The sequence below is a fragment of the Streptomyces guryensis genome (assembly GCF_021261325.1).
Lineage (GTDB): Bacteria > Actinomycetota > Actinomycetes > Streptomycetales > Streptomycetaceae > Streptomyces > Streptomyces guryensis.
In genome coordinates this window covers 188,531-214,716 of sequence record NZ_JAJSBI010000013.1, presented here as the reverse complement: position 1 = coordinate 214,716, position 26,186 = coordinate 188,531, and the positions used below count along the sequence as shown (strand labels likewise).

General features: G+C 67.4%; 20 protein-coding genes. 11 read left to right on the top strand and 9 right to left on the bottom strand.

Annotated features, from left to right (window positions below; all coding sequences use genetic code 11):
* Window positions 1-14 precede the first annotated feature (14 nt).
* Window positions 15-467, top strand: coding sequence for a GNAT family N-acetyltransferase (locus LJ657_RS25905; protein ID WP_232651142.1), 453 nt, complete (start codon window positions 15-17; stop codon window positions 465-467).
* A 58-nt stretch (window positions 468-525) separates the two neighbouring features.
* Here the strand turns inward: LJ657_RS25905 and LJ657_RS25900 are convergent, their stop codons facing one another.
* On the bottom strand, window positions 526-1,911 hold the full coding sequence (locus LJ657_RS25900) for a serine hydrolase domain-containing protein (protein ID WP_232651141.1): 1,386 nt from the start codon (window positions 1,909-1,911) through the stop codon (window positions 526-528).
* Window positions 1,912-1,982: 71 nt separating this feature from the next.
* A complete protein-coding gene (gene dnaB / locus LJ657_RS25895; protein ID WP_232651140.1) occupies window positions 1,983-3,461 on the bottom strand; it encodes a replicative DNA helicase in 1,479 nt (492 codons plus the stop codon).
* A gap of 461 nt (window positions 3,462-3,922) precedes the next feature.
* Between dnaB and LJ657_RS25890 the strand changes: the two genes are divergently transcribed.
* Window positions 3,923-5,260, top strand: coding sequence for an MATE family efflux transporter (locus LJ657_RS25890; protein ID WP_232651139.1), 1,338 nt, complete (start codon window positions 3,923-3,925; stop codon window positions 5,258-5,260).
* 129 nt (window positions 5,261-5,389) lie between these two features.
* Here LJ657_RS25890 and rplI read toward each other — a convergent pair whose 3' ends face one another.
* From rplI to rpsF, 4 genes are all read right to left on the bottom strand, one after another.
* Window positions 5,390-5,836, bottom strand: a complete 447-nt coding sequence (rplI, locus tag LJ657_RS25885) for a 50S ribosomal protein L9 (RefSeq protein ID WP_030938854.1) — start codon at window positions 5,834-5,836, stop codon at window positions 5,390-5,392.
* Between the two features lie 18 nt (window positions 5,837-5,854).
* Window positions 5,855-6,091 (bottom strand): 30S ribosomal protein S18, encoded by a 237-nt coding sequence (gene rpsR / locus LJ657_RS25880; RefSeq protein ID WP_003949403.1) that lies wholly within the window; start codon window positions 6,089-6,091, stop codon window positions 5,855-5,857.
* 57 nt (window positions 6,092-6,148) lie between these two features.
* Window positions 6,149-6,739 (bottom strand): single-stranded DNA-binding protein, encoded by a 591-nt coding sequence (locus LJ657_RS25875; RefSeq protein WP_232651138.1) that lies wholly within the window; start codon window positions 6,737-6,739, stop codon window positions 6,149-6,151.
* Window positions 6,740-6,817: 78 nt separating this feature from the next.
* Window positions 6,818-7,108: a 30S ribosomal protein S6 gene (gene rpsF, locus LJ657_RS25870; protein ID WP_005482942.1), complete on the bottom strand. Its 291-nt coding sequence runs from the start codon at window positions 7,106-7,108 to the stop codon at window positions 6,818-6,820.
* 285 nt (window positions 7,109-7,393) lie between these two features.
* Here rpsF and LJ657_RS25865 point away from each other — a divergent pair, with 285 nt between their 5' ends.
* From LJ657_RS25865 to LJ657_RS25855, 3 genes are all read left to right on the top strand, one after another.
* Window positions 7,394-7,708, top strand: coding sequence for a hypothetical protein (locus tag LJ657_RS25865; RefSeq protein WP_232651137.1), 315 nt, complete (start codon window positions 7,394-7,396; stop codon window positions 7,706-7,708).
* 179 nt (window positions 7,709-7,887) lie between these two features.
* Window positions 7,888-9,009: a peptidoglycan bridge formation glycyltransferase FemX gene (femX, locus tag LJ657_RS25860; protein ID WP_232651136.1), complete on the top strand. Its 1,122-nt coding sequence runs from the start codon at window positions 7,888-7,890 to the stop codon at window positions 9,007-9,009.
* Between the two features lie 101 nt (window positions 9,010-9,110).
* Window positions 9,111-10,142, top strand: a complete 1,032-nt coding sequence (locus tag LJ657_RS25855) for an alanine racemase (RefSeq protein ID WP_232651135.1) — start codon at window positions 9,111-9,113, stop codon at window positions 10,140-10,142.
* 113 nt (window positions 10,143-10,255) lie between these two features.
* On the opposite strand, the gene LJ657_RS25850 is transcribed toward LJ657_RS25855, so the two are convergent.
* Both LJ657_RS25850 and LJ657_RS25845 read right to left on the bottom strand, forming a co-directional pair.
* On the bottom strand, window positions 10,256-11,764 hold the full coding sequence (locus LJ657_RS25850) for a glycosyltransferase family 87 protein (RefSeq protein ID WP_232651134.1): 1,509 nt from the start codon (window positions 11,762-11,764) through the stop codon (window positions 10,256-10,258).
* Window positions 11,765-12,644: 880 nt separating this feature from the next.
* On the bottom strand, window positions 12,645-15,314 hold the full coding sequence (locus LJ657_RS25845) for a transglycosylase domain-containing protein (RefSeq protein ID WP_232651133.1): 2,670 nt from the start codon (window positions 15,312-15,314) through the stop codon (window positions 12,645-12,647).
* 353 nt (window positions 15,315-15,667) lie between these two features.
* Here LJ657_RS25845 and LJ657_RS25840 point away from each other — a divergent pair, with 353 nt between their 5' ends.
* The 4 genes from LJ657_RS25840 (at window position 15,668) to LJ657_RS49050 (ending at window position 19,535) form a co-directional block, all read left to right on the top strand.
* Window positions 15,668-16,351 carry a PadR family transcriptional regulator gene (locus LJ657_RS25840; RefSeq protein WP_232651132.1) on the top strand — a complete coding sequence of 228 codons (684 nt, stop codon included), beginning with the start codon at window positions 15,668-15,670 and terminating at the stop codon, window positions 16,349-16,351.
* Window positions 16,352-16,395: 44 nt separating this feature from the next.
* Window positions 16,396-17,478 (top strand): inositol-3-phosphate synthase, encoded by a 1,083-nt coding sequence (locus LJ657_RS25835; RefSeq protein ID WP_232651131.1) that lies wholly within the window; start codon window positions 16,396-16,398, stop codon window positions 17,476-17,478.
* A gap of 88 nt (window positions 17,479-17,566) precedes the next feature.
* Window positions 17,567-18,829, top strand: coding sequence for an MFS transporter (locus tag LJ657_RS25830; protein WP_232651130.1), 1,263 nt, complete (start codon window positions 17,567-17,569; stop codon window positions 18,827-18,829).
* A gap of 412 nt (window positions 18,830-19,241) precedes the next feature.
* A complete protein-coding gene (locus LJ657_RS49050; RefSeq protein ID WP_372487969.1) occupies window positions 19,242-19,535 on the top strand; it encodes an LppU/SCO3897 family protein in 294 nt (97 codons plus the stop codon).
* Window positions 19,536-19,630: 95 nt separating this feature from the next.
* Here the strand turns inward: LJ657_RS49050 and LJ657_RS25820 are convergent, their stop codons facing one another.
* Complete coding sequence (locus tag LJ657_RS25820) at window positions 19,631-21,073, bottom strand: CCA tRNA nucleotidyltransferase (protein ID WP_232651129.1); 1,443 nt, start codon at window positions 21,071-21,073, stop codon at window positions 19,631-19,633.
* Between the two features lie 258 nt (window positions 21,074-21,331).
* On the opposite strand from LJ657_RS25820, the gene LJ657_RS25815 reads away from it, so the two are divergent.
* Both LJ657_RS25815 and murJ read left to right on the top strand, forming a co-directional pair.
* Entirely contained in the window at window positions 21,332-23,731 is a 2,400-nt protein-coding gene (locus LJ657_RS25815) for a DUF6049 family protein (RefSeq protein WP_232651128.1), read from the top strand.
* 44 nt (window positions 23,732-23,775) lie between these two features.
* Entirely contained in the window at window positions 23,776-26,061 is a 2,286-nt protein-coding gene (gene murJ, locus LJ657_RS25810; RefSeq protein ID WP_232651127.1) for a murein biosynthesis integral membrane protein MurJ, read from the top strand.
* The last annotated feature ends 125 nt before the right edge of the window (window positions 26,062-26,186 follow it).

The following is a 26,186-nucleotide window of genomic DNA, read 5'->3' as shown; positions in this document are numbered from 1 at the left end:
GTAAGGTGCAGGACATGGGAGATCTTGAAATACGGCCCGCCACGGCGGACGACGTGAGGGCGATCGTCGCGATGCTCGCCGACGATCCGTTGGGAGCCCAGCGCGAGTCACCGGACGACCTCGCTCCGTACCTGGCCGCCTTGGAACGTCTTGCGTCCGACCCGAACCAGCACCTGGTCGTCGCCGTCCGTGAGAACCGCGTCGTCGGAACGCTTCAGCTCACGATCATCCCCGGTCTGTCGCGGCGCGGTGCCATCAGATCGATCATCGAAGGCGTCCGCATCCATGCCGATGAGCGCGGCAGCGGCCTGGGCACCCAGCTCATCGAGTGGGCGATCGACGAATCTCGGCGCCAGGACTGCCAGTTGGTCCAGCTGACTTCCGACAACACCCGCACCGGTGCCCACCGCTTCTACGAACGGCTCGGCTTCACGGCCTCACACACGGGCTTCAAGCTGCAACTTTGAGGCCGCGAAAGGGGGGCCACGTTTCACGTGAAACAGCGCGCCTGCCGGGCGCTCGCTTCTAGCGGATCCCCCGCCACCCGTCCGGGTCCACCCCGCCGGGCACGGAAGCCTCCTCGTCGTACGGCTGGCGCGTGAAAACGAACGACCCGAGATCCAGATGACTCAGGGTCCCGTCCGGGCGCCGTACGGCCCTCAGAAGCTCTCCGGCGTAGTAACCCTCAAGTCCGGTCCAGGTGCCGTCGTCGTTCGCTCTGAAGCGCGAGCGGCGGCCGCTTCCCGACAGCGGCTCCAGCGAGACTCCTCCCTCTGCCGCCAGCCGCAGGGCGAATGCATGCGTTCCCCAGTACCACGGTCCAGCCAACTCCAGCACCGCCGCGTCGACGTCTGGCAGCGGACGCCACGGATCGGGCATGCGGGGCTCAGCCTCGGCGACGATGCGGATGAGCTCGGCCCCGACGGTGGAGAGCAGGGGGCCAGACGTACAGTTGGCCAGCACCACGGCCGCGACGTCGTCCTCGACGCTGATGGTGAGGTTCGCCAGAAACCCCGGCAGCGACCCGGAGTGCCCCACGAGCAGCCTGCCGCCCCGGTGCTGGATCTGCAGCCCCAGCCCGTAGGTGACTCCGTCCACGACATCCGCGGCCTCGGCCGGCGCCGCGGGAGTCCGCATCTCTCGCACGGTCTCGGCGCTGAGTACCCGGTCGTCGCCCCGGGTCAGAAAGACAGCGAAGCGCGCCAAGTCACCCGTGGTGGACCACAGTTGACCGGCGGGTGCCATCCGTCCCAGATCCTCGGCGGGTTCGGGCAGCAGAACATCGGCCCAGGGGTGCACAGCCCATCCACCTGCGTAGGGCGCCTGGGGGTGACCACTCGTACGGTCGAGGCCCAGGGGTTCGAGCACTTCACGACGAAGTACCTCTTCCCACGGTGCCCCACGCAGCTTCTCCACCAGTGCCCCCAGCAGGGTGTAGCCGGGGTTGGAGTAGTGGAAGCGGCGGCCCACCGGATGCAGGAGAGGCTGCTCTCCCAGGACGTCGGAGAGTTCGGGGCGCAGGGATCCTGGAGTGCGCTCCCACCACGGAGCAGGCGACTCCGCCGCCAACCCGCTCGTATGGGCGAGGAGATCGGCGATGGTCACCTCCCCCACACCGGTTCCCGGCAGATGCTTCTCCAGCGGGTCACCGAGATCGAGCAGGCCCTCATCACGCAACCGGAGCACCAGAACCGCGGTGAAGGTCTTGGTGATCGAACCGATGCGGTACTGCACGGTCTCGTCCGGACCATGCCCGTCCACCGAGGTCCGCGCGCCGTGCCATACGGGCCGCCCGCCCCTCACGACCGCCGCGACCAGCGACGGCGCACGTCCCTCGGCCTGGGCCTCGGCGATCCGGTGCAGCAGCGCCCGACGCGTACCGGGGAGCGGCTCTTCCTGAGATGTCGTCATGGCCCCAGTCCATCCCGCGGAACGGGCGGCCGTCGAATTCATTTGCCCCGGGACGCCGAGATCGGGGCAGATCAGGTCTGCGCCATGTCCACGAACCGCGAGTAGTGACCCTGGAAGGCGACCGTGATCGTCGCCGTCGGGCCGTTACGGTGCTTGGCCACGATCAGGTCGGCCTCGCCGGCCCGCGGCGACTCCTTCTCATAGGCGTCCTCACGGTGCAGCAGGATGACCATGTCGGCGTCCTGCTCGATGGAGCCGGACTCACGCAGGTCGGAGACCATCGGTTTTTTGTCTGTGCGCTGCTCGGGGCCACGGTTCAGCTGGGACAGCGCGATGACCGGAATCTCCAGCTCCTTGGCGAGGAGCTTGAGGTTACGGGACATGTCCGATACCTCCTGCTGGCGGTTCTCGGCACGCTTGGAGCCACCGGACTGCATCAGCTGGAGGTAGTCGATGACGACCAGTCTGATGTCATTGCGTTGCTTGAGACGGCGGCACTTGGCACGGATCTCCATCATCGACAGGTTCGGAGAGTCGTCGATGAACAGCGGCGCGGCCGAAACATCCGGCATTCGGCGGGCCAGTCGCGTCCAGTCCTCGTCGGTCATCGTGCCGGAGCGCATGTGGTGCAGGGCAACCCGGGCCTCGGCCGACAACAGACGCATCGCGATCTCGTTGCGTCCCATTTCGAGGGAGAAGATGACGCTGGGCAGGTTGTGCTTGATCGAGGCAGCCCGGGCGAAGTCCAGCGCGAGCGTGGACTTACCCATCGCGGGACGGGCAGCGATGACGATCATCTGGCCCGGGTGCAGCCCGTTGGTGAGCGAGTCGAAATCCGTGAAGCCCGTGGGTACACCGGTCATCTCGCCGCTGCGGGAGCCGATCGCCTCGATCTCGTCGAGTGCGCCCTCCATGATGTCGCCGAGCGGCAGGTAGTCCTCGCTGGTGCGCTGCTCGGTGACCGCGTAGATCTCGGCCTGGGCACGGTTGACAATCTCGTCGACGTCGTCGTCGGCCGCATATCCCATCTGAGTGATGCGGGTGCCTGCCTCGACCAGACGGCGCAGAACCGCCCGCTCGTGGACGATCTCCGCGTAGTACTCGGCGTTGGCGGCGGTCGGCACGGTCTGCACGAGGGTGTGCAGATACGATGCGCCACCGACCTTGTTGATCTCGCCGCGCTTGGTGAGTTCGGCGGCGATCGTGATGGGGTCGGCCGGCTCGCCCTTGGCGTAGACGTCGAGGATCGCCTGGAAGATCGTCTCGTGTGCGGGCTTGTAGAAGTCATGGCCCTTGAGGATTTCCACGACGTCGGCGATGGCGTCCTTGGACAGCAGCATGCCGCCGAGGACGGACTGCTCTGCATCCAGGTCCTGAGGCGGCACTCGCTCGAAGGACGTACCTCCGCCATCCCATTCTCCGCTGTCCCCTCCACGGTCGTGCTGCTCGTCGCGGCCCCGTCCCCCGTCGCCGCGTCGACGGGAAGCAGGCAGACGATCGCTTGGACCGCTGTCGGCCCACGGATCATCCAAGGGCTCGGAAATACTCACCGAGCCACCTCCTCCCGTCCGCCGCCGAGCGGACCTAGCCATGCCCTCTTTTCTACGGCACGGCACTGACAAATGAGAGGCCCAACTCCGGTTACTGCACGTCGGTTTTGGGCTGGTTTCCCTGCCGACGAACGGAGCGGGCGCCGGACCACGGTAGGCCCGCGGGCACCGTCAGCCAATCTGGTTATCCACAGGCCATGTGGACGACGGCCCGGATGCTGTGGAGAACTCCACAAAACCTGTGCACGACACGGTGGACAGCCCTGTGAACAAGCATCAACCTCCGCGACTCCTACCGCCTTGACCTGCAGTTTTCCCATCCACCGGCTGTGTAGAAGAAAAACTTCCCCACTCGGGCCAAGATCGCTTCGAACGGCGCACGAAAGACCACGCAGTAAGACGCGAAGTAAGGGTCAGTAAAGCTTTACATCTCTTACCTGTGGACGATTAGATTGGTGCTCATGACACAGGCTCCCGCGACCCCCCGGGTCACCCGGCGACAGCACGATCGAGAGATCGTCGCGCTAGCCATCCCGGCCTTCGGCGCTCTGGTCGCCGAGCCCCTCTTCGTCATGGCCGACAGCGCGATCGTCGGCCATCTGGGTACGGCACAGCTCGCCGGCCTCGGTGTCGCCTCGGCCCTCCTCACGACAGCAGTCAGCATCTTCGTTTTCCTCGCCTACGCCACCACCGCCGCAGTCGCTCGACGCGTCGGCGCCGGCGACCTCCAAGCTGCCATCCGCCAAGGCATGGACGGCATCTGGCTGGCACTTCTGCTCGGCGCCGCCGTCATCGCCGCCGTACTGCCGACGGCGCCGGGCCTTGTGGCCCTCTTCGGCGCCTCGGACAGTGCGGCCCCCTATGCGACCGCCTATCTGCGCATCTCTGCCCTCGGCATCCCGGCCATGCTCGTCGTACTCGCCGCGACTGGTGTCCTGCGCGGCCTGCAGGACACCAAGACACCACTCCGTGTAGCCATCGCCGGCTTCGTCGCCAACGGCGCCCTCAACGCGGGCCTCGTCTACGGCGCCGACCTCGGCATCTCCGGTTCCGCCTGGGGCACCGTCATCGCGCAGTGCGGCATGGCGGCCGTTTACCTCACCGTGGTTGTCCGCGGAGCCCGCAGACATGGCGCCTCACTGCGTCCCGACGCAGTGGGGATACGGGCCTCCGCACAAGCGGGTGTTCCCCTCCTGGTCCGCACACTCTCACTGCGGGCGATCCTGATGATCGCCACAGCTGTTGCCGCCCGACTCGGCGACGCCGACATCGCTGCACACCAGATCATCCTGTCCCTCTGGAGCCTGCTCGCCTTTGCCCTTGACGCCATCGCGATCGCCGGTCAGGCCATCATCGGACGCTATCTCGGAGCCGAGGACACCCAGGGGGCTCGCGATGCATGCCGCCGCATGGTGCATTGGGGAGTCACAGTAGGTGTTGTGCTCGGTGTGCTGGTGGTGGCCGCCCGGCCGTTGTTCCTGCCGCTGTTCACCAGCGACAACGTGGTGAAGGACACCGCGCTGCCCGCCCTGCTCGTGGTGGCGCTCTCCCAGCCGATCTGCGGCGTCGTCTTTGTCCTGGACGGCGTCCTGATGGGAGCCGGTGACGGTCCATATCTGGCGTGGGCCATGGTGGTCACCCTCGCGGTCTTCGCCCCGTTGGCGTTGCTGGTCCCAGCCTTCGGCGGCGGCCTCATGGCGCTGTGGGCAGCAATGACGCTGATGATGGGGGTACGCATGCTGACCCTTTGGCTGCGCACCCGTTCAGGCCGCTGGCTGGTCACGGGCGCCACCCGGTGACTGTTTCACGTGAAACCGGCGTTTCACGTGAAACATGCGTGCTCCCGTACCAAACCGGAGCACGAAGAAGGGGCAACACCCCATAGGGGTGCCGCCCCTTCTCTCAGCTGTTCAAGCCAAGCGCGGCGATCAGGCCGCGACAACCTCGATGTTGACCTTGGCGGCAACCTCGGGGTGCAGACGCACAGACGTCTCGTGAGCGCCCAGCGTCTTGATCGGCGCGCCCAGCTCGATACGGCGCTTGTCGACCTCGGGGCCACCGGATGCCTTGATCGCCGAGGCGATGTCGGCCGGGGTGACGGAACCGAAGAGACGACCGGCGTCGCCGGAGCGGACGGCCAGACGGACCTTGACGCCCTCGAGCTGGGCCTTCACCTGGTTAGCCTGCTCGATGGTCTGGATCTCGTGGATCTTGCGAGCACGACGGATCTGCTCGACGTCCTTCTCGCCACCCTTGGTCCAGCGGATAGCGAACTTCCGCGGGATCAGGTAGTTGCGAGCGTAACCGTCCTTGACGTCGACGACGTCGCCCGCGGCACCGAGGCCGGAGACCTCGTGGGTGAGGATGATCTTCATGTTTCGGTCACCCTTCCCTTATCGCGCAGTGGAGGTGTAGGGCAGCAGCGCCATCTCACGGCTGTTCTTGACGGCCGTGGCGACATCACGCTGGTGCTGCGTGCAGTTGCCGGTCACGCGGCGGGCACGGATCTTGCCGCGGTCGGAAATGAACTTCCGCAGCATGTTCGTGTCCTTGTAGTCCACGTACGTGACCTTGTCCTTGCAGAAAGCGCAGACCTTCTTCTTCGGCTTGCGCACAGGCGGCTTTGCCATGGTGTTTCTCCTGTGTGATCAAGAAGTTTGGGTACGACCCGCCCTCCGGCCAAAGGCCTAGAAGGGGGGCTCGTCCGAGTAGCCGCCGCCAGCACCGCTGCCGGAGTTTCCACCCCAGCCGCCGCCACCGCCGCCCTGGTTGCCACCGGCGGGAGCGCCGGTCGCCCACGGGTCGTCGGCGGGAGCGCCGCCGCCCTGCTGGCCGCCACCGGAGTTTCCACCCCAGCCGCCGCCACCCTGGCCGCCACCGCCGCTGTATCCGCCCTGACCCTGCCCACCGCGGCCGGCGGTCTTGGTGACCTTGGCCGTGGCGTTGCGCAGGCTGGCGCCGACTTCCTCGACGTCCAGTTCGTAGACCGTGCGCTTGACGCCCTCACGGTCCTCGTAGGACCGCTGCTTCAGCCGGCCCTGCACGATGACGCGCATGCCTCGCTGGAGCGACTCGGCGACGTTCTCCGCCGCCTGACGCCAGACCGAGCAGGTCAGGAAGAGGCTTTCGCCGTCCTTCCACTCGTTCGTCTGACGGTCGAAGGTGCGGGGGGTGGACGCGACACGGAACTTCGCGACCGCCGCACCGGAGGGGGTGAAGCGCAGCTCGGGGTCATCGACAAGATTGCCGACGACCGTGATGACGGTCTCGCCTGCCATGGGGGTACCTCTCGGCGGGTTTGCTCTGGCTGCTTGGTTGCTGCTACTCGGATCCCGAGATCAACTGAGCGGGAAAGCTCAGTGGGTCTCGGGACGGAGGACCTTGGTCCGGAGGACCGACTCGTTCAGGTTCATCTGGCGGTCGAGCTCCTTGACGACCGCAGGCTCGGCCTGCAGGTCGATGACCGAGTAGATGCCCTCAGGCTTCTTCTTGATCTCGTACGAGAGACGACGACGGCCCCAGGTGTCGACCTTCTCGACCTTGCCGTTGCCCTCACGGACGACGGAGAGGAAGTTCTCGATCAGGGGGGCGACAGCGCGCTCCTCCAGATCGGGGTCGAGGATGACCATCACCTCGTAGTGACGCATGTGGAACCCACCTCCTTTGGACTCAGCGGCCACGGTCGTTCCGTGGCAGGAGGGTTGTGATGCGTACGCAACGGTATCGGCCGCCACTGACAATCGGGGTTCGGCGAGCGACATCCCCGGCCTGACTGGACGGTTCCCTGGCTCTGCCTGGGCAGACACCGGTGCAGACGGTACAGACTACCTGCATACCCGCTTCCGGTTGAAATCCGGCCGCGGGGACCGTCAATCTGTACACATCGGGTGTGTATGGCGCTACGATGCGCCGTCTTCCGCAGGAGGTGCCCTATGGCACAAGCATTGCGACCCAACACCGTCGGAGGCCTTTTCGCCACGGACGGAAAACCCCACCCCATCCAGGACACCCTGCTCGCGGTGACCCTGGTTGTTGGCGTGACGGCGTTCGTGACCGGCTTCTTCCACCACCTGCACCTGCTCAGCTCCTGGGCCGGCCTGGTGGGAATCCTCACCGGTGCGTACGGCCAGTGGATCTCGGAGACGACCCGCGAGCGCTTCGGACTCATCCTGGGTCTCGGTGCCTCGGCGGTCGGCTTCTTCCTCGGCATGGCGCACGGCGGCCTCTTCGGCGGGGTCATCGGCTGACGCCAGGGACACCGACTCTCGAACACCGGACAAAGCACCACTGAACGCCTCGGCGGCCAACAAGCCGGGGTGCAGGTTCCGTACGCCCAGTCGGGGCGCTCGCAAGGCGCAGTAGGCTTCGGCGCGAGAGCCGGAGCCCCTGTACCCATGGGGACACACCAGCCCGAGGAGCGCCCCGAATGAGCCTGACCCTGAGGACGATCAGCCGCGAGCAACATCTGGCGTACATCCAGAGCCTGCCCTCGGCGAGCCACATGCAGGTTCCGGCCTGGGCCGATGTCAAGGCGGAGTGGCGCTCCGAGAGCCTCGGCTGGTTCGACGAGCGGACCGGCGAGATGGTCGGTGCGGGCCTCGTCCTCTACCGCCAACTGCCCAAGATCAAGCGCTACTTGGCCTATCTGCCCGAAGGCCCGGTCATCAACTGGTTCGCGCCGAATCTGACCGAGTGGCTGGAACCGATGCTCGCGCACCTCAAGCAGCAGGGTGCCTTCTCTGTGAAGATGGGCCCCCCGGTGATCATCCGGCGTTGGGAGGCCGGCTCCATCAAGCAGGGCATCCAGAGCCCGGACGTGAAGCGGCTGCGCGACATCGAGGCCGACTTCATCGAGCCGCGCGCCTTCGAGGTCGCCGACAAGCTGCGCCGTATGGGCTGGCAGCAGGGCGAGGACGGCGGGGCCGGCTTCGGCGACGTACAGCCCCGCTATGTCTTCCAGGTGCCACTGGCCAACCGCTCCCTGGAAGAGGTCCACCAGAACTTCAACCAGCTGTGGCGCCGCAACATCAAGAAGGCCGAGAAGGCCGGCGTCGAGGTCGTCCAGGGCGGCTACCAGGACCTCGAGGAATGGCAGCGGCTGTACGAGATCACGGCCGTGCGCGACCACTTCCGGCCTCGCCCGCTGTCGTACTTCCAGCGCATGTGGACGGCCCTCAACACCGAGGACCCCAACCGCATGCGGCTGTACTTCGCCCGGCACAACGGCGTGAATCTGTCGGCGGCGACGATGCTGATCGTCGGCGGGCACGTCTGGTACTCCTACGGTGCCTCCGACAACATCGGCCGTGAGGTCCGGCCCTCGAACGCGATGCAGTGGCGGATGCTGCGCGACGCATACGCTCTCGGCGCGACCGTCTATGACCTGCGCGGCATCTCCGACTCGCTGGACGAGACCGACCACCTCTTCGGCCTGATCCAGTTCAAGGTGGGCACCGGCGGCCAGGCAGCCGAGTACCTCGGTGAGTGGGACTTCCCGCTCAACAAGCTGCTCCACAAGGCGCTCGACATCTACATGTCGCGCCGCTGAGCCCCAGCGGCAGCGGCCGTTTACTCCGACAAGTCCGACTGCTTCGTTCGCTTCCATATCTCTGATACACCGCAGCCACGAGAAAGGTTCCAGGTCCGGCCATGGCGCTCACGCTCTACGTCGACACCGCGCGCTGGCGGGCGCACCACAAGCACGTGCAGGAGCAGTTCCCGGGACTCGTCCCGGTCTGCAAGGGCAACGGCTACGGCTTCGGGCACGAGCGGCTGGCGGAGGAGGCCACACGGCTGGGCTCGGACATCCTCGCCGTCGGCACTACGTACGAGGCTGCGCGGATCAAGGACTTCTTCGGCGGTGACCTGCTGGTGCTGACGCCGTACCGGCGCGGCGAGGAGCCCGTCCCGCTGCCCGACCGCGTCATCCGCTCAGTGTCGTCGGTGGACGGCGTGTACGGCCTCGTAGGGGCCCGTGTGGTCATTGAGGTGATGTCCTCGATGAAGCGGCACGGCATCAGTGCCCAGGACCTGCCGCAGCTGCACGCCGCCATTGAGAACGTCCGCCTCGAGGGCTTCGCCATCCACCTGCCGCTGGACCGCACGGACGGCTCCGACGCCGTCGAGGAGGTCATCGGCTGGATGGACCACCTGCGTGCGGCCCGCCTGCCCCTGCACACGATGTTTGTCAGCCATCTCAAGGCCGACGAACTCCACCGGCTGCAGCAGCAGTTCCCGCAGACGCGCTTCCGGGCCCGCATCGGCACACGGCTGTGGCTGGGGGACCACGAGGCCACCGAGTACCGCGGCGCGGTCTTGGACGTCACGCGGGTCGCCAAGGGGGACCGCTTCGGCTACCGCCAGCAGAAGGCGGCTTCCGACGGCTTCCTGGTGGTCGTGGCGGGCGGCACGTCGCACGGGGTGGGCCTGGAGGCCCCGAAGGCGCTGCACGGCGTCATGCCGCGTGCCAAGGGCGTCGCCCGAGCCGGCCTCGCCACGGTGAACCGGAACCTTTCTCCGTTCGTCTGGGGCGGTAAACAGCGCTGGTTCGCGGAGCCGCCGCACATGCAGGTCTCCATCCTGTTCGTGCCGTCGGACGCACCGGAGCCGAAGGTCGGCGAGGAACTGGTGGCCCATCTGCGGCACACCACTACGCAGTTCGACCGCATCGTCGACCGCTGAGCGAGGCATCAGCCAACCGAAAGGCCGTACACGGCACGCCGTGTACGGCCTTTCGCGCAAGTCCGTGTGGGGCCGGCGACGGGGGTCGACACCGTCGTCGACAGTCTGTTCGCTCAGAGCGAACTATCGGTGGAAGATGCCGTTCCACTGCTGCCCCACTCCACCTGAGGCCCGTCGAATTGAGCCGCGTGGCGCGGCGGATGAGCGGCAACGCCAAGGGCGAAGACGTCCTCCGCGCCGTCCAGCACACCCCCTGAAGGATCGTCGTCACCGGCCCGGCGCACCGGGTCCCGCTCCGGCATGAGGATGTCGCGCACGATGACGGCGCACAGGTAGAGCGTTCCCAGCAGGTGCACGCCGATGGCCCAGTGGTAGCCGTCCTGCGGCAGCCCCTTATGAGCGTCCCCGCTTGTTGTGTACGCGAGATACAGCCAGATACCCAGGAAGTACGCGACCTCGCACGCCTGCCAGATCAGGAAGTCCCGCCACTTCGGGCGGGCCAGCACAGCGAGCGGAACCAGCCAGAGGACGTACTGCGGGGAGTAGACCTTGTTGGTGAGGATGAACGCCGCGACGATCAGGAAAGCGAGCTGAGCGAAGCGCGGGCGGCGCGGGGCGGTCATGGTGAGCACACCGAGGCCCACAAAACACAGCACCACCAGCGCCGTGGCCAGATTGTTGACGGTGTCGGTGCTGAGCGGGTCGGTCGAGTTCTGGGCCATGATCAACCAGAACGATCCGAAGTCCACACCCCGGTCATGGCTGAACTTGTAGAACTGCGACCAGCCGTCCCAGGCGAAGAACATCACCGGCAGGTTCACCGCGAGCCAGGCGACGACTGTTCCGGCCAGGGCCTTGCCGAAGTCCCGCCACTTGCCCGCACGCCAGCACAGCAGGAACAGCGGGCCCAGCAGGAAGACGGGATAGAGCTTGGCGGCCGTGGCCAGCCCCAGGAGGACCCCGAACGCCACTGAGCGGCCCCGGGACCACATCAGCATCGCCGCGGCCGTCAGAGCGACCGCGAGCAGGTCCCAGTTGATGGTGGCGGTCAGCGCGAAAGCCGGCGCCAGAGCGACCAGCAGCCCGTCCCAGGGACGCCGGGCGTGCGTACGGGCCACGCAGACCGCGATGACGGCCGCGCACACCATCAGCATCCCGGCGTTGACCATCCAGTACCACTGCTCCTGGTCCTGGATGCTGCCGCTGCCCGGCGTGAGCCAGGAGGCGACCTCCATGAACACGCCGGTCAGCACCGGGTACTCGAGGTACGGCATGTCGCCGGACAGCTTGTCGAAGTACGGCACAAGCCCGTCGGCGAAACCACGCCCCTGATAGAGATGCGGAATGTCCGAGTAGCACGCCTTCGTGTACTGCGAGCTGGCACCGAAGAACCAGCCGCTGTTGTAGCAGGGCGCCTTCTGCACCATCCCGAGGGCGAACATGCCGATCGCCACGAGCGCGACGACCCGCACGGGAGTCCACCATGACGTCCCGAGCAGGGCGCGCCGCCCGAGGGGGCCGCCGATCAGCTCGCTGCCGGACCGGGCGACCGCATCCTCCGTGGTCGGACGCACCGTGTGTTGCTCGTGCACGTTCGCTTGCGTCGATTCTGCGCTGGGCATGGGGCACATCCTGCCGTACATGCCTGGGAGTACGCCCAGGACCGCCCTACCCGGTGGGCGCGATGGCCGACGTTTCACGTGAAACACCGGAGGCGGGAGCCGAGCGGCGCCCTACACTCGACCGGTCCGGGATTCGCCGCGCCGGCCGGCGCGCAGTGCCGCATCCAGGGCCGCCACTATCCCGGTCGCATCCGCTTTCCGGCCGCTGGGGGGCTTTCCCCGAACTCGGTGAACCGCACGGCACCGTCGCCGCCGGGGCGCACGCGAGCCAGCATGGCTGCACCGCGATGTTGGAGCCGCCGTCTCTTCCCCGCGTGCCCACAGGCGCTGGAGGAGTTCCCCTACGGGGAGCCCCCGCACCGCGGTGCGTGATACGCCGCCCCGCATACTCGGCACCTTTCCGGGGGCTTGTAACAGTGCTCCCCGAGCCACCTCAGGCTGTCGTTCATCCTCGCCTCCTCCAAGCTGGGGCACGGCAAAGCCCGCCCCGGTACCCGGAGCGGCCTCTCGCGCACTTCTCGTACGGCCTTGTCTCAACAGGGCTGGCTGGAATAGCTGCTGTCCCTGTACTGCCCTTCCCAGTTTCACAAAGCTCGCGGTGACCTTGATCGGGCGCGATAGGAGGCGTACTTGCCCGCGTCGGCCCAGCCGCTGCCGTCCGGCGTACCGATCCAGGCGCCGATCTCGACCGAGTTCCCGATGGCCGAACCTTCGCGCTGGCCGTGCCGGTCAGGCCGACCGTGGCCGGCAGGGCCAGGGCCGCACTCACCACACCGGTGGCCTCGAGGAGACACGGAAACGGGCCGGTGTCCTCCATCGAGGAACGCCGGCCCGTCATCCGCGCGTATCACGCCCTTACGACGACCTCTCGGTCAACGGCTCACCCCGCGCCCCCGAAGAGCCCGCCGTTGCCGTTGCCTCTGTTGTTGCCCGTCCCGGATGTGTCCGTCGCCGTCGGTGATGAGGTCACGCCCCCGTCCGCGCCGCCGGTACCCGTGCCGCCGGTGTCCGTGCACTGCCAGCCGAACCTGCAGGACTCGCTCGCCGAGGGCGACGGGCTCGTCAAGGTCTCACTGGGTGTCGGACTCGGTGTCGGACTCGTAAGGCTCTGGCTGGGCGTCGGAACGGCCGTCGGGCTGGGCACGTCGTTGACGATCGTGCCAATCGGCTCCGGCGTGGGGAAGTCCTTCGGCGGATCGTTCTTCAACGCCTCGGCCATGTAGTCGTGCCAGATCTCGGCCGGGAACGAGGCACCGTGGATCTTCTTCTGACCGCCCGTTCCATACATCTCCAGGAAGGTGCGGTTCTTCTCCGACTCGTCGTCGTTGTAACGGAACATCGTGATCGACGTGGACAGCTGCGGGGTGTAGCCCACGAACCAGGCGGACTTGTTGCCATCGGTGGTACCCGTCTTGCCGGCCACCTGGCGACCGGTCAGCTGGGCGGCTGTACCCGTTCCCTTGTCGACCACGGTCTTCAGCACGTCGGTGACGTTGTCGGCGACCTTCGCGGTGAACGCTTCGTTCGGCTGATCCTTGTGCGAGAAGACCGTGCCGTCCTTGCTCGTGACCCTCGTGACGGAGAACGGCTCACGCTGTTCACCGCTGGCCGCGAAGGTGGCGTACGCACCCGCCATGCGGATCGCGCTCGGGTCGGAGATGCCGATGGAGAAGGACGGGAAGCTGGTACCGGCCAGACTGTTCTCCTTGAGGCCGGCGTCCATGGCCGCCTCCTTCACCTTGTCCAGCCCGACGTCCATGCCCAGCTGCACATAGGCGGAGTTCACCGACTCCCGCATCGCCTCACGCAAGTCGATCTGGTACTTGGGCGGACTGCCGTACGACTCATTGCCGTCGTTCGTCTGCAGCCACTCCTCGCCCTTGTCGTTCTTCCAGACCGTCTTGTCGTACTCCTCGATCTTGAGCTTGTTCTGGCCGCTGTACAGGCTCTTCGGGGAGACCTGGGTGCGTTCGTCCTGTGCCTGCTCCGGGCCCAGGCTCGGGTTCTTGACACCCCACTTCATCGCCGCGGCGAGCACGAACGGCTTGAAGGTCGAACCGACCTGGGCGCCGGTGACGTCGGCGTTGTTGGTGAAGTGCTTGGTAGCGTCCTCACCGCCGTAGATGGCCTTGATGGCGCCGGTCGTCGGGTCCACGGAAGCGCCACCGAACTGGACGTGTGTGTCCGTCTTCGGGCGTTCCTTGGGTTTGATGTTGGCCTTCTGGACGTTCTTGACCGAGGCCTCGAGCGCCTTGACCTTCTTCTTGTCGAAGGTCGTGTAGATCGAGTAGCCACCCCGCTGCAGGTCGTTGGCGGTGATGTTGGTGTTGTTGATCAAGTAGGCCTTGGCGAGGTCGACCAGGTAGCCGACCTGGCCGCCGAGCGCAGTGTTCGACCGCGGGTTCTTCACGTCGGGGAGCCTGGTGTACTTGGCCCGGGTCGCCGCGTCCAGGTGGTGGTACTCGACCATCTTGTCGAGGGTGTTCTGCATCTGGCGCAGCGCACGCTTGCTGTTGGCCTCCTGGGTGGCCGCCGGGTCAATGGAGGTGGATCCCGCGGGGTCGTAGTACGTGGCGCCCTTGAGCATCGCCGCCAGGAACGCACACTCACCCGGGTTCAGGTCGACGGAGTCCTTGTTGAAGTACGCGCGGGCAGCCGCCTGGATGCCGTACGCGTTGCGCCCGTAGTACGCGGAGTTCAGGTAGCCCTTCATGATCTCGTCCTTCGAGACCGTGGCACCCACCTTTATGGAGATGAAGATCTCCTTGAACTTACGCGTGATCGTCTGCGACTGGTCGTCGAGCCGCGCGTTCTTCACGTACTGCTGGGTGATGGTGGAGCCACCCTGCGTCGCACCGCCCCGGGCCATGTTGAACACGGCGCGGGCGATGCCCTTCGGGTCGATGCCGCTGTCGGTGTAGAAGGTCTTGTTCTCCTGCGAGACGACGGCGTACTGCATCGCCTTGGGAATCTGGGAGAGGTTGACGATCTGGCGGTTCGTCTCACCACCCGTCGCGACCATCTCGCTCTTGTCGGACCAGTAGAAGACGTTGTTCTGCGCCGTCGCGGCGTCGGCGACATTCGGGATGCTCACCATCGCGTACCCGATGCCCGCCACGGCCACCAGGCTTCCGATGAAGCCGATGAACAGGCCTGTCACCAGCTTCCACGACGGCACCCAGCGCCCCACGCCGTACTTGCCCGCCCGCGGATAGTCGATCAGACGCTTTCTGCCGGGAACGGGTGCTCGCCCTCTGCCCCGCCCGGGCCCGCTGGGGCCGCCGGGCGCGCCGCGTCGACCTCCGCGGCCGGGCTCGGCCGCTCTACGGCGGCCGCCTCCAGTTCTCTGTGCCGCGCGGCGGGCGTCGGCGCGGCCGCCGTACGACCGCTCCTCGTCAGCCGACCCCTGGCCCAGTCCGTAATCGGCCGGGGACCCGGTTGCGCCTCGCGGTGCCGCGCGGCGGCCGGAGGACGAGCCGGACTGGCCGCGTCGGGCCGCGGCACGTCCGCCTCCCTGCGGCTGCGGCGGTTTGCGACGGTGCTCGCTCATCGAACGACTACTCCTCGGGCAGGCGCACCTTTGCGCGCCTGGAAACGGCGGCTGGTTTCCGGTCCCCCCGAAGTACGGATGTGGTCGATCCCGCATTCACCCGTACTGCGCCGGGAGCCATGACACCCCCTGGTGTCACTCGGCTCCCGGTGGTTTGCATGCCGCACAGACTACGCACCGCCAAAACCCACTGAGCCCCAGACTTCACCCCAAATCAGGCAACTTGCCTCGGATGAATAAGTGATGTGATCCCGTTCACCGTCTCCCCACTTGTCCCGTCCGGAAGGCCGTTCTATCGTCGTGATGTATCGAGTCGATACATCGGTGCGAGATAACGGCGAGGAGGCGAGCGGATGAGCCGGCGTTCAGGGATCCTCGAGTTCGCCGTACTCGGTCTGCTCCGCGAGTCCCCGATGCACGGCTATGAGCTGCGCAAACGACTCAATACGTCACTGGGTGTGTTCCGTGCGTTCAGCTACGGCACCCTCTACCCCTGCCTCAAGACGCTGGTCGCCAACGGCTGGTTGATCGAAGAACCGGGACACACCCCTGAGGACGCCCTCGCGGCACCACTCGCAGGGCGTCGCGCCAAGATCGTCTACCGGTTGACGGCGGAAGGTAAGGAGCACTTCGAGGAGCTGCTCTCGCAAACGGGCCCGGACGCGTACGAGGACGAGCACTTCGCCGCCCGTTTCGCCTTCTTCGGGCAGACGTCACGCGACGTACGCATGCGCGTGCTGGAGGGACGCCGCAGCCGGCTGGAGGAGCGTCTGGAGAAGATGCGCCTCTCCTTGGCACGCACCAGAGAGCGCCTCGACGACTACACGCTTGAGCTCCAGCGCCACGGGATGGAGTCCGTGGAGCGCGAAGTGCGCTGGCTGAACGAGCTCATCGAGAGCGAGCGGGCCGGCCGGGACCTGAAGGGTCCCGCCTCCGGGGGGTCCGCTCAGCAGAACAACACCACTGGATCGCCGGGCGTCCTGCCCCGTCCCGGGGACACCCCCGGGACGGATACGCCCGGCGACACCGCCACGTGAGAGCCCAGTCAGGGCCTCACTCGTACACACAGGGAGCAACCGGAATGGGTTCGGTTCGCGTAGCCATCGTCGGTGTGGGCAACTGCGCCGCGTCGCTGGTTCAGGGAGTGGAGTACTACAAGGACGCCGACCCGGCGTCCAAGGTCCCCGGCCTGATGCACGTCCAGTTCGGCGACTACCACGTCCGTGACGTCGAGTTCGTCGCCGCCTTCGACGTCGACGCGAAGAAGGTCGGCCTCGATCTCGCGGACGCCATCGGCGCCTCCGAGAACAACACCATCAAGATCTGCGACGTGCCGAACACTGGCGTGACCGTCCAGCGCGGCCACACCCTCGACGGCCTCGGCAAGTACTACCGCGAGACCATCGAGGAGTCCGACGCCGAGCCGGTCGACGTCGTCCAGGTCCTCAAGGACAAGCAAGTCGACGTCCTCGTCTGCTACCTGCCCGTCGGCTCCGAGGACGCGGCGAAGTTCTACGCCCAGTGCGCCATCGACGCCAAGGTCGCCTTCGTCAACGCCCTCCCCGTCTTCATCGCCGGCACCAAGCAATGGGCGGACAAGTTCACCGAGGCCGGCGTCCCGATCGTCGGCGACGACATCAAATCCCAGGTCGGCGCCACCATCACGCACCGCGTCATGGCGAAGCTGTTCGAGGACCGGGGCGTCGTCCTGGACCGCACGATGCAGCTGAACGTCGGCGGCAACATGGACTTCAAGAACATGCTCGAGCGTGACCGCCTGGAGTCCAAGAAGATCTCCAAGACGCAGGCCGTCACCTCGCAGATCCCCGACCGGGACCTCGGCGAGAAGAACGTCCACATCGGCCCGTCCGACTACGTCGCCTGGCTCGACGACCGCAAGTGGGCGTACGTCCGCCTCGAGGGCCGTGCCTTCGGTGACGTCCCGCTGAACCTGGAGTACAAGCTCGAGGTCTGGGACTCCCCGAACTCCGCGGGTGTCATCATCGACGCCCTGCGCGCCGCGAAGATCGCCAAGGACCGTGGCATCGGCGGCCCGATCCTGTCGGCGTCCTCCTACTTCATGAAGTCCCCGCCGGTCCAGTACTTCGACGACGAGGCCCGCGAGAACGTCGAGAAGTTCATCAAGGGTGAAGTCGAGCGCTAGTCGCCGACACAAACTGCTCCTGCCAGGGCGTTGAGGGTCCCCGGGTCACCCGACCCGGGGACCCTCCCCGTATGTGAGGCTGTGCCCCATGGCCGTCGTCCGTGACCTGCGCACCCTCCTGCGCTTCGGGAACTTCCGGCGTCTGCTCGCCGTACGCCTGCTGTCCCAGGGCGCCGACGGCGTCTACCAGGTCGCACTCGCCGCCTACGTCGTCTTCTCGCCGGAGAAACAGACCTCGGCCACCGCGATCGCCTCCGCGATGGCGGTCCTGCTGCTTCCGTACTCTCTGGTGGGCCCCTTCGCCGGCGTCCTCCTGGACCGCTGGCGCCGCCGCCAGGTATTTCTCTACGGCAATCTGCTGCGCGCCGTGCTGGCGTCGGCGACGGCCGCCCTGATCCTCGGTCACGTCCCGGACTGGCTCTTCTACGTGTCCGCGCTCTGCGTCACCGCCGTCAACCGCTTCGTGCTCGCGGGGCTGTCCGCCACACTGCCGCGTGTCGTCGACGCCGAGCGCCTGGTGATGGCCAACTCCCTTTCCCCGACCGCCGGGACGCTCGCCGCGACCGCGGGCGGCGGTCTCGCCTTCGTCGTACGGCTGGTGGTGGCGGACTCCGATGCCGCTGTGGTGCTGCTGGGCGCCGCCCTGTACCTGTGCGCGGCGCTCGCATCACTGCGCCTGGCACCGGAACTGCTGGGGCCGGAAGCCGAGTTGGTACAGCCGAGGCTGACCACGGCACTCACCGGCACGGCCCGCGACCTGACGGCGGCTCTACGGCACCTCGCGGCACCGCAGCGCCGTGAGGCAGCCTGGGCACTCGGAACCATGACCCTCATGCGGTTCTGCTACGGCGCGCTGCTGGTCATGCTGTTGATGCTGTGCCGGTATACCTTCTCCTCGACCGCGGACGGCGGACTGCGCCTGCTGGGGTTGGCACTGGGGACCTCCGCGGCCGGCTTCTTCGCGGCGGCCGCGGTGACTCCCTGGGCTGCGGGAGGCCTCGGGCCGGGCCGCTGGATCGCCGTGTGCGCCGCGGCGGCTGCCGTCCTGGAACCCTCCCTCGGCCTTCCGTTCACCGTGGCTCCGATGCTGATCGCGACGTTCTTCCTCGGTCTGACGACCCAGGGCGCGAAGATCGCCACGGACACGATCGTGCAGTCCTCCGTCGACGACGGCTTCCGGGGCCGGATCTTCTCCGTCTACGACGTGCTCTTCAACGTTGCCTTCGTCGGAGCCGCGGCGGTGGCCGCGCTGATGCTGCCGCCGGATGGCCGTTCCATACCGCTGGTGGTCACGGTCGCTGTTGTCTACGGGGCAGTTGCTGGGGCTATGGGCCGCTTTGATCGCCAGTAAGTGTCACATCAATGGCACAGACCCCCTCCGAGTTGCAGAGATGTCAGTGAGTCCCGATAACTTACGTCCGTCTTACTCACGCCTTATACGCGCCACACACTCATGCTTGCTTCCAGGGGGACTCCCAAGTGACTTTTCCGCCGCCCCAGGGCCAGAACCCGTACGCACAGGGCCAGCAGCCCTACGGTCAGCCCCAGGGCCAGACGCCATACCCGCCCCAGGGCCCGGCGCCGTATCCGCCCCAGGGCCCGGCGCCGTATCCGCCCCAGGGCCCGGCGCCGTATCCGCCCCAGGCCGGGTACCCGCAGCAGCCAGGTCAGCCCGGGTTTCCCCCGCCGTACGCCGCGGTTCCGCCGCAGCCCAGTCGCAAGCTCGGCCCCAAAGGATCAAGAACATCGTCATTGTCGCCGTGGTGGCCTGCCTCGCCATCGGCGGATACATAGCGAGCCGGAACGACGCCGACACAGCGACGGTCGGCGACTGCATGCACCGCGGCAGCAGCGACGACAGCCACCCGGACCTCGAGGTCGTGAAGTGCGACTCGTCGCAGGCCCAGTACATCGTGCTGGCCAAGATCAGTGGCAACTACTCGGAGACCGAGGCCGACACCAAGTGCGTGGCGGCCGCGAAGGACTTCCAGTACTCGTACACCGAGAGCAGTGACAGCAACGACTTCCTGCTCTGCCTGAAGGACTACAAGAAATAGGCCGGGACGCGCGGTGGGGCGGTGTTTCACGTGAAACACCGCCCCACCGCGCGTCCCGGTCATGTTTCACGTGAAACATGACCCGTTTCACGGCCTCAGCTCTGCTCGGTCCACCATTCCTTGAGTGCCGCCACCGCCGCGTCATGCTCCATCGGCCCGTTCTCCAGCCGCAGCTCCAGCAGGAACTTGTACGCCTGACCGATGGCCGGGCCGGGGCCGACGCCGAGGATCTCCATGATCTGGTTGCCGTCGAGGTCGGGCCGGATCGCGTCCAGCTCCTCCTGCTCCTGGAGTTGAGCGATGCGCTCCTCCAGCCCGTCGTACCCCCGCGACAGCGCTGCCGCCCTGCGCTTGTTCCGCGTCGTGCAGTCCGAGCGGGTCAGCTTGTGGAGGCGGTCGAGAAGCGGGCCGGCGTCACGGACGTAGCGGCGCACCGCCGAGTCCGTCCACTCCCCAGTGCCGTAGCCATGGAAGCGCAGGTGGAGTTCGACGAGGCGTGAGACATCCTTCACCAGTTCGTTGGAGTACTTGAGCGCCGTCATGCGCTTCTTGGTCATTTTCGCGCCGACCACCTCGTGGTGGTGGAACGAGACCCGACCGTCCTGCTCGAAGCGGCGGGTGCGCGGCTTGCCGACATCGTGCAGCAGCGCGGCCAGGCGAAGAGTCAGGTCCGGGCCGTTCTCCTCCAGCGCGATCGCCTGTTCCAGGACGATCAGCGTGTGCTCGTAGACGTCCTTGTGCCGATGGTGCTCGTCGCGCTCCAGCCGCAGGGCCGGGAGCTCGGGCAACACATGGTCCGCGAGACCGGTGTCGACCAACAGCGTCAGACCCTTGCGCGGGTTCGCGGACAGGATCAGTTTGTTCAGCTCGTCCCGTACGCGCTCGGCCGAGACGATCTCGATGCGGCCGGCCATCTCCTGCATGGCCGTCACGACCTCAGGAGCCACCTCGAAGTCGAGCTGCGCGGCGAAGCGCGCGGCCCGCATCATCCGCAGCGGATCGTCGGAGAAGGACGCCTCAGGAGTGCCCGGAGTCCGCAGGATTCGCGCAGCAAGATCGCTCCGCCCGCCATGCGGGTCGATGAACTTCTTCTCCGGAAGCGCCTGGGCCATCGCGTTGACGGTGAAGTCGCGCCGTACGAGGTCTTCGTCGATGGAGTCGCCGTACGACACCTCGGGCTTGCGCGAGGTCCGGTCGTAGGCTTCCGACCTGTAGGTCGTCACCTCAATCTGGAAGCCATTCTTCTGAGCTCCGACCGTCCCGAAGGCGATGCCCACCTCCCACACGGCATCCGCCCACGGACGGACGATCTTGAGAACGTCCTCGGGGCGGGCGTCGGTCGTGAAGTCGAGGTCGTTGCCGAGCCGCCCGAGCAGCGCGTCCCGGACCGATCCGCCGACCAGGGCGAGTGAGAACCCGGCATCCTGAAAACGGCGGGCGAGGTCGTCAGCAACAGGATCCACCCGCAGCGGTTCACTCGGCACGCGATGCGGCTCCTGGCTCAGGGCACTGGGGTTGGCTTCGTTGGCATTCGGCACAACAGAAGAGGGTACGTGGCCCAGGCGACCGCAAGCGCCTCCATTACGCCTCCGCGGACACCTGCGGAGATAGAGGTACAAGCACCCCTGTTGAGGCGTACACCTCGCGCTTCTCTTTATACGCGCAGATAAAGGACAGGTCGGCCCTGCCCCCGATCTTGTGCGGCAGTCCGCGGCACTTCCCCTCGGCGCGCATCGTTACCATGCGTGGACGCACATTCCGACGACCACTGACGACGACGAGGGACGGGCGAGCGCGTGGCCGAGGCGGCAGACTTCCAGGGGACGAATCCCTCACCTGCCCGCCGGTGGCTCCGGCGCACCGCAGCACTGCTCGCGGGGGCGCCTCTACTGGCCGGCCTCCTCCAGCTGCCGTCCGCCGCTTCCGCGAACGCGGCTGGTCAGACCCCCTTGCAGGACGCCACAGGCTCGGGCTCGGTGGCCGTAGCCCTCGACTCACTCAGCCCCAGTGTCCCCACGGACGGGGACACGCTGACCGTGTCGGGCACCGTGACCAACAACGGCAAGCAGGCGGTCACCGGCGCCCACGTGGGACTGAGCGTCGGCCCCCAGCTGAACACACGCTCTGCCATCGATGACATCGCCAAGGACAGCGGCAGCGTCCAGGGGACGACCGGTTCGGAGATCGGCGGCAAGTACGTCGAGAAGTTCTCCAAGCTCACTCCGGGGGTCGCCGAGCACTTCAGTATCTCCGTGCCGGTCGACAAGCTGGACCTCGGCGACGACGGGGTCTACCAGTTCGCCGTCTCGCTGTCCGGCCAGACCTCCGCGCAGCCGTGGAACCAGGTCCTCGGCATCCAGCGGACCTACCTGCCCTGGCAGCCCGACGAGGCCGACACCAAGACGAAGACGACATTTCTGTGGCCGCTGGTCTCCACCGTCCACATGACGGCGGAGACGGGCTCGAACGAGCAGCAGACACCGGTCTTCCTCAATGACGATCTCGCCAAGGAGATCTCCCCGGGCGGCCGCCTGGACGAGATGCTGTCCCTGGGAGAGAGCCTCGACGTCACGTGGGTGATCGACCCGGACCTGCTGGCCTCGGTCGATGCGATGACCCGTACCTATCGGGTCCGTGCCGCCAACAACACCACTACTGCGGGCACGCACCAGGCGGTCGCCAAGCGGTGGCTCGCCGAGTTGCAGAAGGCGGTGGCCGACAAGGAGGTCGTCGCGCTGCCCTTCGCCGACCCGGATCTGGCCTCCCTCGCCCACAACGGCACGAGCGTGACCGGTTCGCTGAGCCACCTCAAGGAAGCCACTGACGTCGTCGCCAACACGGTGGAGCCGATCCTCCACGTGAAGCCGAGCACAGACTTCGCCTGGCCCGTGGAGGGCGCCGTCGATCCGTCGATCGTGAAGGTCGCCACCTCCGCCGGCGCCGACCAGGTCATCGCGCGCAGCGACAGCCTCCAGGAGACCGGCGGCCTCTCCTACACCCCCTCCGCAGCCCGCCCCATCGGCGGAGGCACCACGGCGGTGGTCGCGGACGCCCGCCTGTCGGAGGCATTCCAGGGCGACCTCACGACGGCGTCCGACGGCACTCTCGCCGTGCAGCAGTTCCTTGCCCAGACCCTGTCGCTCGACCTCCAGACCAACAAGCAGCGCAGCATCGTCGTCGCTCCGCAGCGCATCCCGACGACGCACCAGGCCCAGGCCATGGCCGATGCGCTGGCCGCCCTCCAGGGCGGCAACTGGTCCGAGGCCCAGAAGCTCACGGCGGCCGCCAAGGCCAAACCGGACCCGGGTGCCACGACGAAGGTGCCGTCGACGACCGCGTATCCCTCGTCGCTGCGCAAGCAGGAACTGCCGCGCTCGGCCTTCGAGGAGATCGCGACCACACAGGACGAACTCGACAACTTCAAGGTGATCCTCAGCGACGAGTCCCGCGTGGTGACCCCCTTCGGGCGCGCCATGAACCGCGGGATGTCCACGTCATGGCGCGGCCGCGCCACCACCGCGGCAAGCTTCCGCGACGACGTGGACAACCACCTCACCGATCTGACCAGCCAGGTCAAGCTGATCGACAAGTCCGACACCAAACTCTCCGGACGCAGCGCCACCATCCCCGTGACCGTCCAGAACAACCTGGTGCAGGGTGTCCAGCACCTGACGCTGCGCCTCACCTCGACGAGCCCCACCCGCCTCCAGATCGGCGGCCATGCCTACCAGGAGCAAGCTGTCACGGTCTCCGGCGGGCACAGCCAGACGGTGAAGTTCACCACGACGGCCAAGGCCAACGGCCAGGCCACGGTGGTCGCCCAGCTGTACACGGAAGACGGCCAGGAATACGGCAACGCCGTCACCTTCGACGTCAAGGTCACCGAGTTCACGGCCACCGTGATGCTGGTCATCGGCGGCGGCTTCCTGCTGCTCGTCCTCGCCGGCTTCCGCATGTACACGCAGCGCAAGCGGGCAGCCGCCCGTGAGGCCGAGGAGGGCGAGGAGGGCGGTCCCGACGAAGCGGACGAGCCCGCCGGCGGACCGAAGAACCCCGAGGGCCCCGAAGACCGTCTCAGGGAGGAGTCCGGCACCGACGCCCGGGCAGACGAGCCTGAGCAGCCGAGTGACCCGACACCGGACACCGCACCGGAAAGCACCGACCCGTCCGGCACGGGTGAGAGAGTGGACCGTTGAGGATGTCGTGGCCGGTGGGCCCGGGACGATGAGGTGGGGTAACCATGAACGCGCCGTACGACGGTGACCGCGGCCAGGCCGCGGGCAGCTCGGGCCCACCCGAGGGCCCGCCGCCCGAGCACGGCCAGGTACCGCCTCAGCCCCCCGCCGACATGTACCTCCAGGACGCCTACGACCAGGACCCCTACCGGGCACAGGATCTCTCCGCCCAGGACCCGGTCGCCGAGGCTCTCTACGACCGGGCCGCACACCCACCGCCGCCCCCCGGGACCTACCAGCCGCAGCAACCGCTGTACGCCCAGCCGCCTCAGTCCCCCCACGCCCCCGACTCTCGTGTCTGGGCCCAGACCCCGGCGCCGGAGCCGGACCGTCCGAGCCAGTACCTGCCGTACGGCGACGACCCCCACACGACCCAGTACGTGGGCGTCGACGATCTGGTCACCCGGGCCGGTGAGGAGCGCCACGAGCCGGACGCCTTCGCACACCTCTTCCGGGACCAGCAGCAGAACGGCGGATACCTGCCGTCGGATCCCCCATCGGTGCCTGGCCCGGCGGCCGCCCCGGGCACCCCGTCACCGGCCACGCAGTACCAGGCCCCGGCGGCACCCACGCCCGCGACCGACCAGACCATGAACCTCGGCACCGCGTCGGCCGCAGCACCCGCGTCCCAAGCAGTTCCTGTGGCCCCGGCGAAGAAGGGCGGGCGCGGCGGGGGTCTGCTCAAGTCGAGCGCCGTGATGGCCGCGGGCACTATGGTCTCGCGCCTCACCGGCTTCATCCGCTCCGCACTGATCGTCTCGGCCCTGGGCGTGGGTCTGCTCGGTGACACCTTCCAGGTCGCCTACCAGCTGCCCACGATGATCTACATCCTGACCGTCGGCGGCGGCCTCAACTCGGTGTTCGTGCCGCAGCTCGTGCGGGCCATGAAGGAGGACGAGGACGGTGGCGAGGCATACGCCAACCGTCTGCTCACTCTGGTCATGGTGGCGCTGGGCGCTCTCACGGTCCTCGCGGTCTTCGGCGCACCGCTCCTGATCCGCCTGCTGTCGGATTCGGTGGCCAGCGATCCGGCGGCCAACCAGGTCGGCATCACCTTCGTCCGCTACTTCCTGCCCTCGATCTTCTTCATGGGCGTCCACGTGGTGATGGGACAGATCCTCAACGCCCGCGGGAAGTTCGGCGCCATGATGTGGACGCCGGTCCTGAACAACATCGTCATCATCGTGACGCTCGGCATGTTCATGTGGGTCTACGGCACCGCGGCCGACTCCGGCATGAAGGTCACCAACATCCCGCCGGAGGGTCAGCGGCTCCTCGGCATCGGCGTTCTGCTCGGCCTCATCGTCCAGGCCCTGGCGATGATCCCGTACCTGCGCGAAACCGGGTTCCGGCTGCGGCTGCGGTTCGACTGGAGGGGCCACGGCCTCGGCAAGGCCGTAACGCTCGCCAAGTGGACCGTCCTGTTCGTCCTCGCCAACCAGGCCGGCGCGATCGTCGTCTCGCAGCTGTCCACCTCGGCCGGCAAGGCCTCGCCCGTCGACGGCACCGGCTTCGCCGCCTACGCCAACGCCCAGCTGATCTGGGGCCTGCCGCAGGCCATCATCACCGTCTCCCTGATGGCCGCCCTGCTGCCGCGCATCTCGCGTTCGGCGGCGGAGGACGACAGCGGAGCCGTGCGCGACGACATCTCGCAGGGCCTGCGCACCACGGCCGTCGCCATCGTGCCGATCGCCTTCGGTTTCCTCGCCCTCGGCATCCCGATGTGCACGCTGATCTTCGGCTCCTCCGGCATCAGCGAGGCCACCAACATGGGCTTCATGCTGATGGCGTTCGCCCTCGGCCTGATCCCGTACTCCGTCCAGTACGTCGTCCTGCGCGCGTTCTACGCCTACGAGGACACCCGGACGCCCTTCTACAACACGGTCATCGTGGCGGTGGTCAACGCGGGCGCCTCGGCGCTGTGTTACGTCGCTCTGCCGCCCCGCTGGGCCGTGGCCGGCATGGCCGCCTCGTACGGCCTCGCCTACGCGATCGGCGTCGGCGTCGCCTGGAACCGGCTGCGCAAGCGGCTGGGCGGCGACCTGGACGGCGCCCGTGTCCTGCGGACGTACGCCAGGCTCTGCATCGCCTCGGTGCCCGCTGCGGCCCTCAGCGGCGCGGCCTGCTACGAGATCGGCCACACGCTCGGCCAGGGCGTCGTCGGATCCCTCGCGGCCCTGCTGGCCGGTGGCGCGGTCCTGCTCGGGATCTTCTTCCTGGCGGCCCGCAAGATGCGTATCGAGGAGCTGAACTCGCTGGTCGGCATGGTCCGCGGGCGTCTGGGGCGCTGACTCGGGGGTACGCGCACAACCATCGTCCGCCACCGTGTGTCGTGCATAGCGGCGGACTGTGGGCACAATTGGTTTCGGCGTCGGACAGCGCGCACGGATGTTGGTCGGCGCGCATTGAATGGGGA

Excerpts from the sequence above, each read along its gene's own strand:
- LJ657_RS25905 (WP_232651142.1), top strand. The coding sequence starts at position 15 with ATGGGAGATCTTGAAATACGGCCCGCCACGGCGGACGACGTGAGGGCG.
- LJ657_RS25900 (WP_232651141.1), bottom strand. The coding sequence starts at position 1,911 with ATGACGACATCTCAGGAAGAGCCGCTCCCCGGTACGCGTCGGGCGCTG.
- LJ657_RS25890 (WP_232651139.1), top strand. The coding sequence starts at position 3,923 with ATGACACAGGCTCCCGCGACCCCCCGGGTCACCCGGCGACAGCACGAT.
- rplI (WP_030938854.1), bottom strand. The coding sequence starts at position 5,836 with ATGAAGATCATCCTCACCCACGAGGTCTCCGGCCTCGGTGCCGCGGGC.
- rpsR (WP_003949403.1), bottom strand. The coding sequence starts at position 6,091 with ATGGCAAAGCCGCCTGTGCGCAAGCCGAAGAAGAAGGTCTGCGCTTTC.
- LJ657_RS25875 (WP_232651138.1), bottom strand. The coding sequence starts at position 6,739 with ATGGCAGGCGAGACCGTCATCACGGTCGTCGGCAATCTTGTCGATGAC.
- rpsF (WP_005482942.1), bottom strand. The coding sequence starts at position 7,108 with ATGCGTCACTACGAGGTGATGGTCATCCTCGACCCCGATCTGGAGGAG.
- LJ657_RS25865 (WP_232651137.1), top strand. The coding sequence starts at position 7,394 with ATGGCACAAGCATTGCGACCCAACACCGTCGGAGGCCTTTTCGCCACG.
- femX (WP_232651136.1), top strand. The coding sequence starts at position 7,888 with ATGAGCCTGACCCTGAGGACGATCAGCCGCGAGCAACATCTGGCGTAC.
- LJ657_RS25855 (WP_232651135.1), top strand. The coding sequence starts at position 9,111 with ATGGCGCTCACGCTCTACGTCGACACCGCGCGCTGGCGGGCGCACCAC.
- LJ657_RS25850 (WP_232651134.1), bottom strand. The coding sequence starts at position 11,764 with ATGCCCAGCGCAGAATCGACGCAAGCGAACGTGCACGAGCAACACACG.
- LJ657_RS25845 (WP_232651133.1), bottom strand. The coding sequence starts at position 15,314 with ATGAGCGAGCACCGTCGCAAACCGCCGCAGCCGCAGGGAGGCGGACGT.
- LJ657_RS25840 (WP_232651132.1), top strand. The coding sequence starts at position 15,668 with ATGAGCCGGCGTTCAGGGATCCTCGAGTTCGCCGTACTCGGTCTGCTC.
- LJ657_RS25835 (WP_232651131.1), top strand. The coding sequence starts at position 16,396 with ATGGGTTCGGTTCGCGTAGCCATCGTCGGTGTGGGCAACTGCGCCGCG.
- LJ657_RS25830 (WP_232651130.1), top strand. The coding sequence starts at position 17,567 with ATGGCCGTCGTCCGTGACCTGCGCACCCTCCTGCGCTTCGGGAACTTC.
- murJ (WP_232651127.1), top strand. The coding sequence starts at position 23,776 with ATGAACGCGCCGTACGACGGTGACCGCGGCCAGGCCGCGGGCAGCTCG.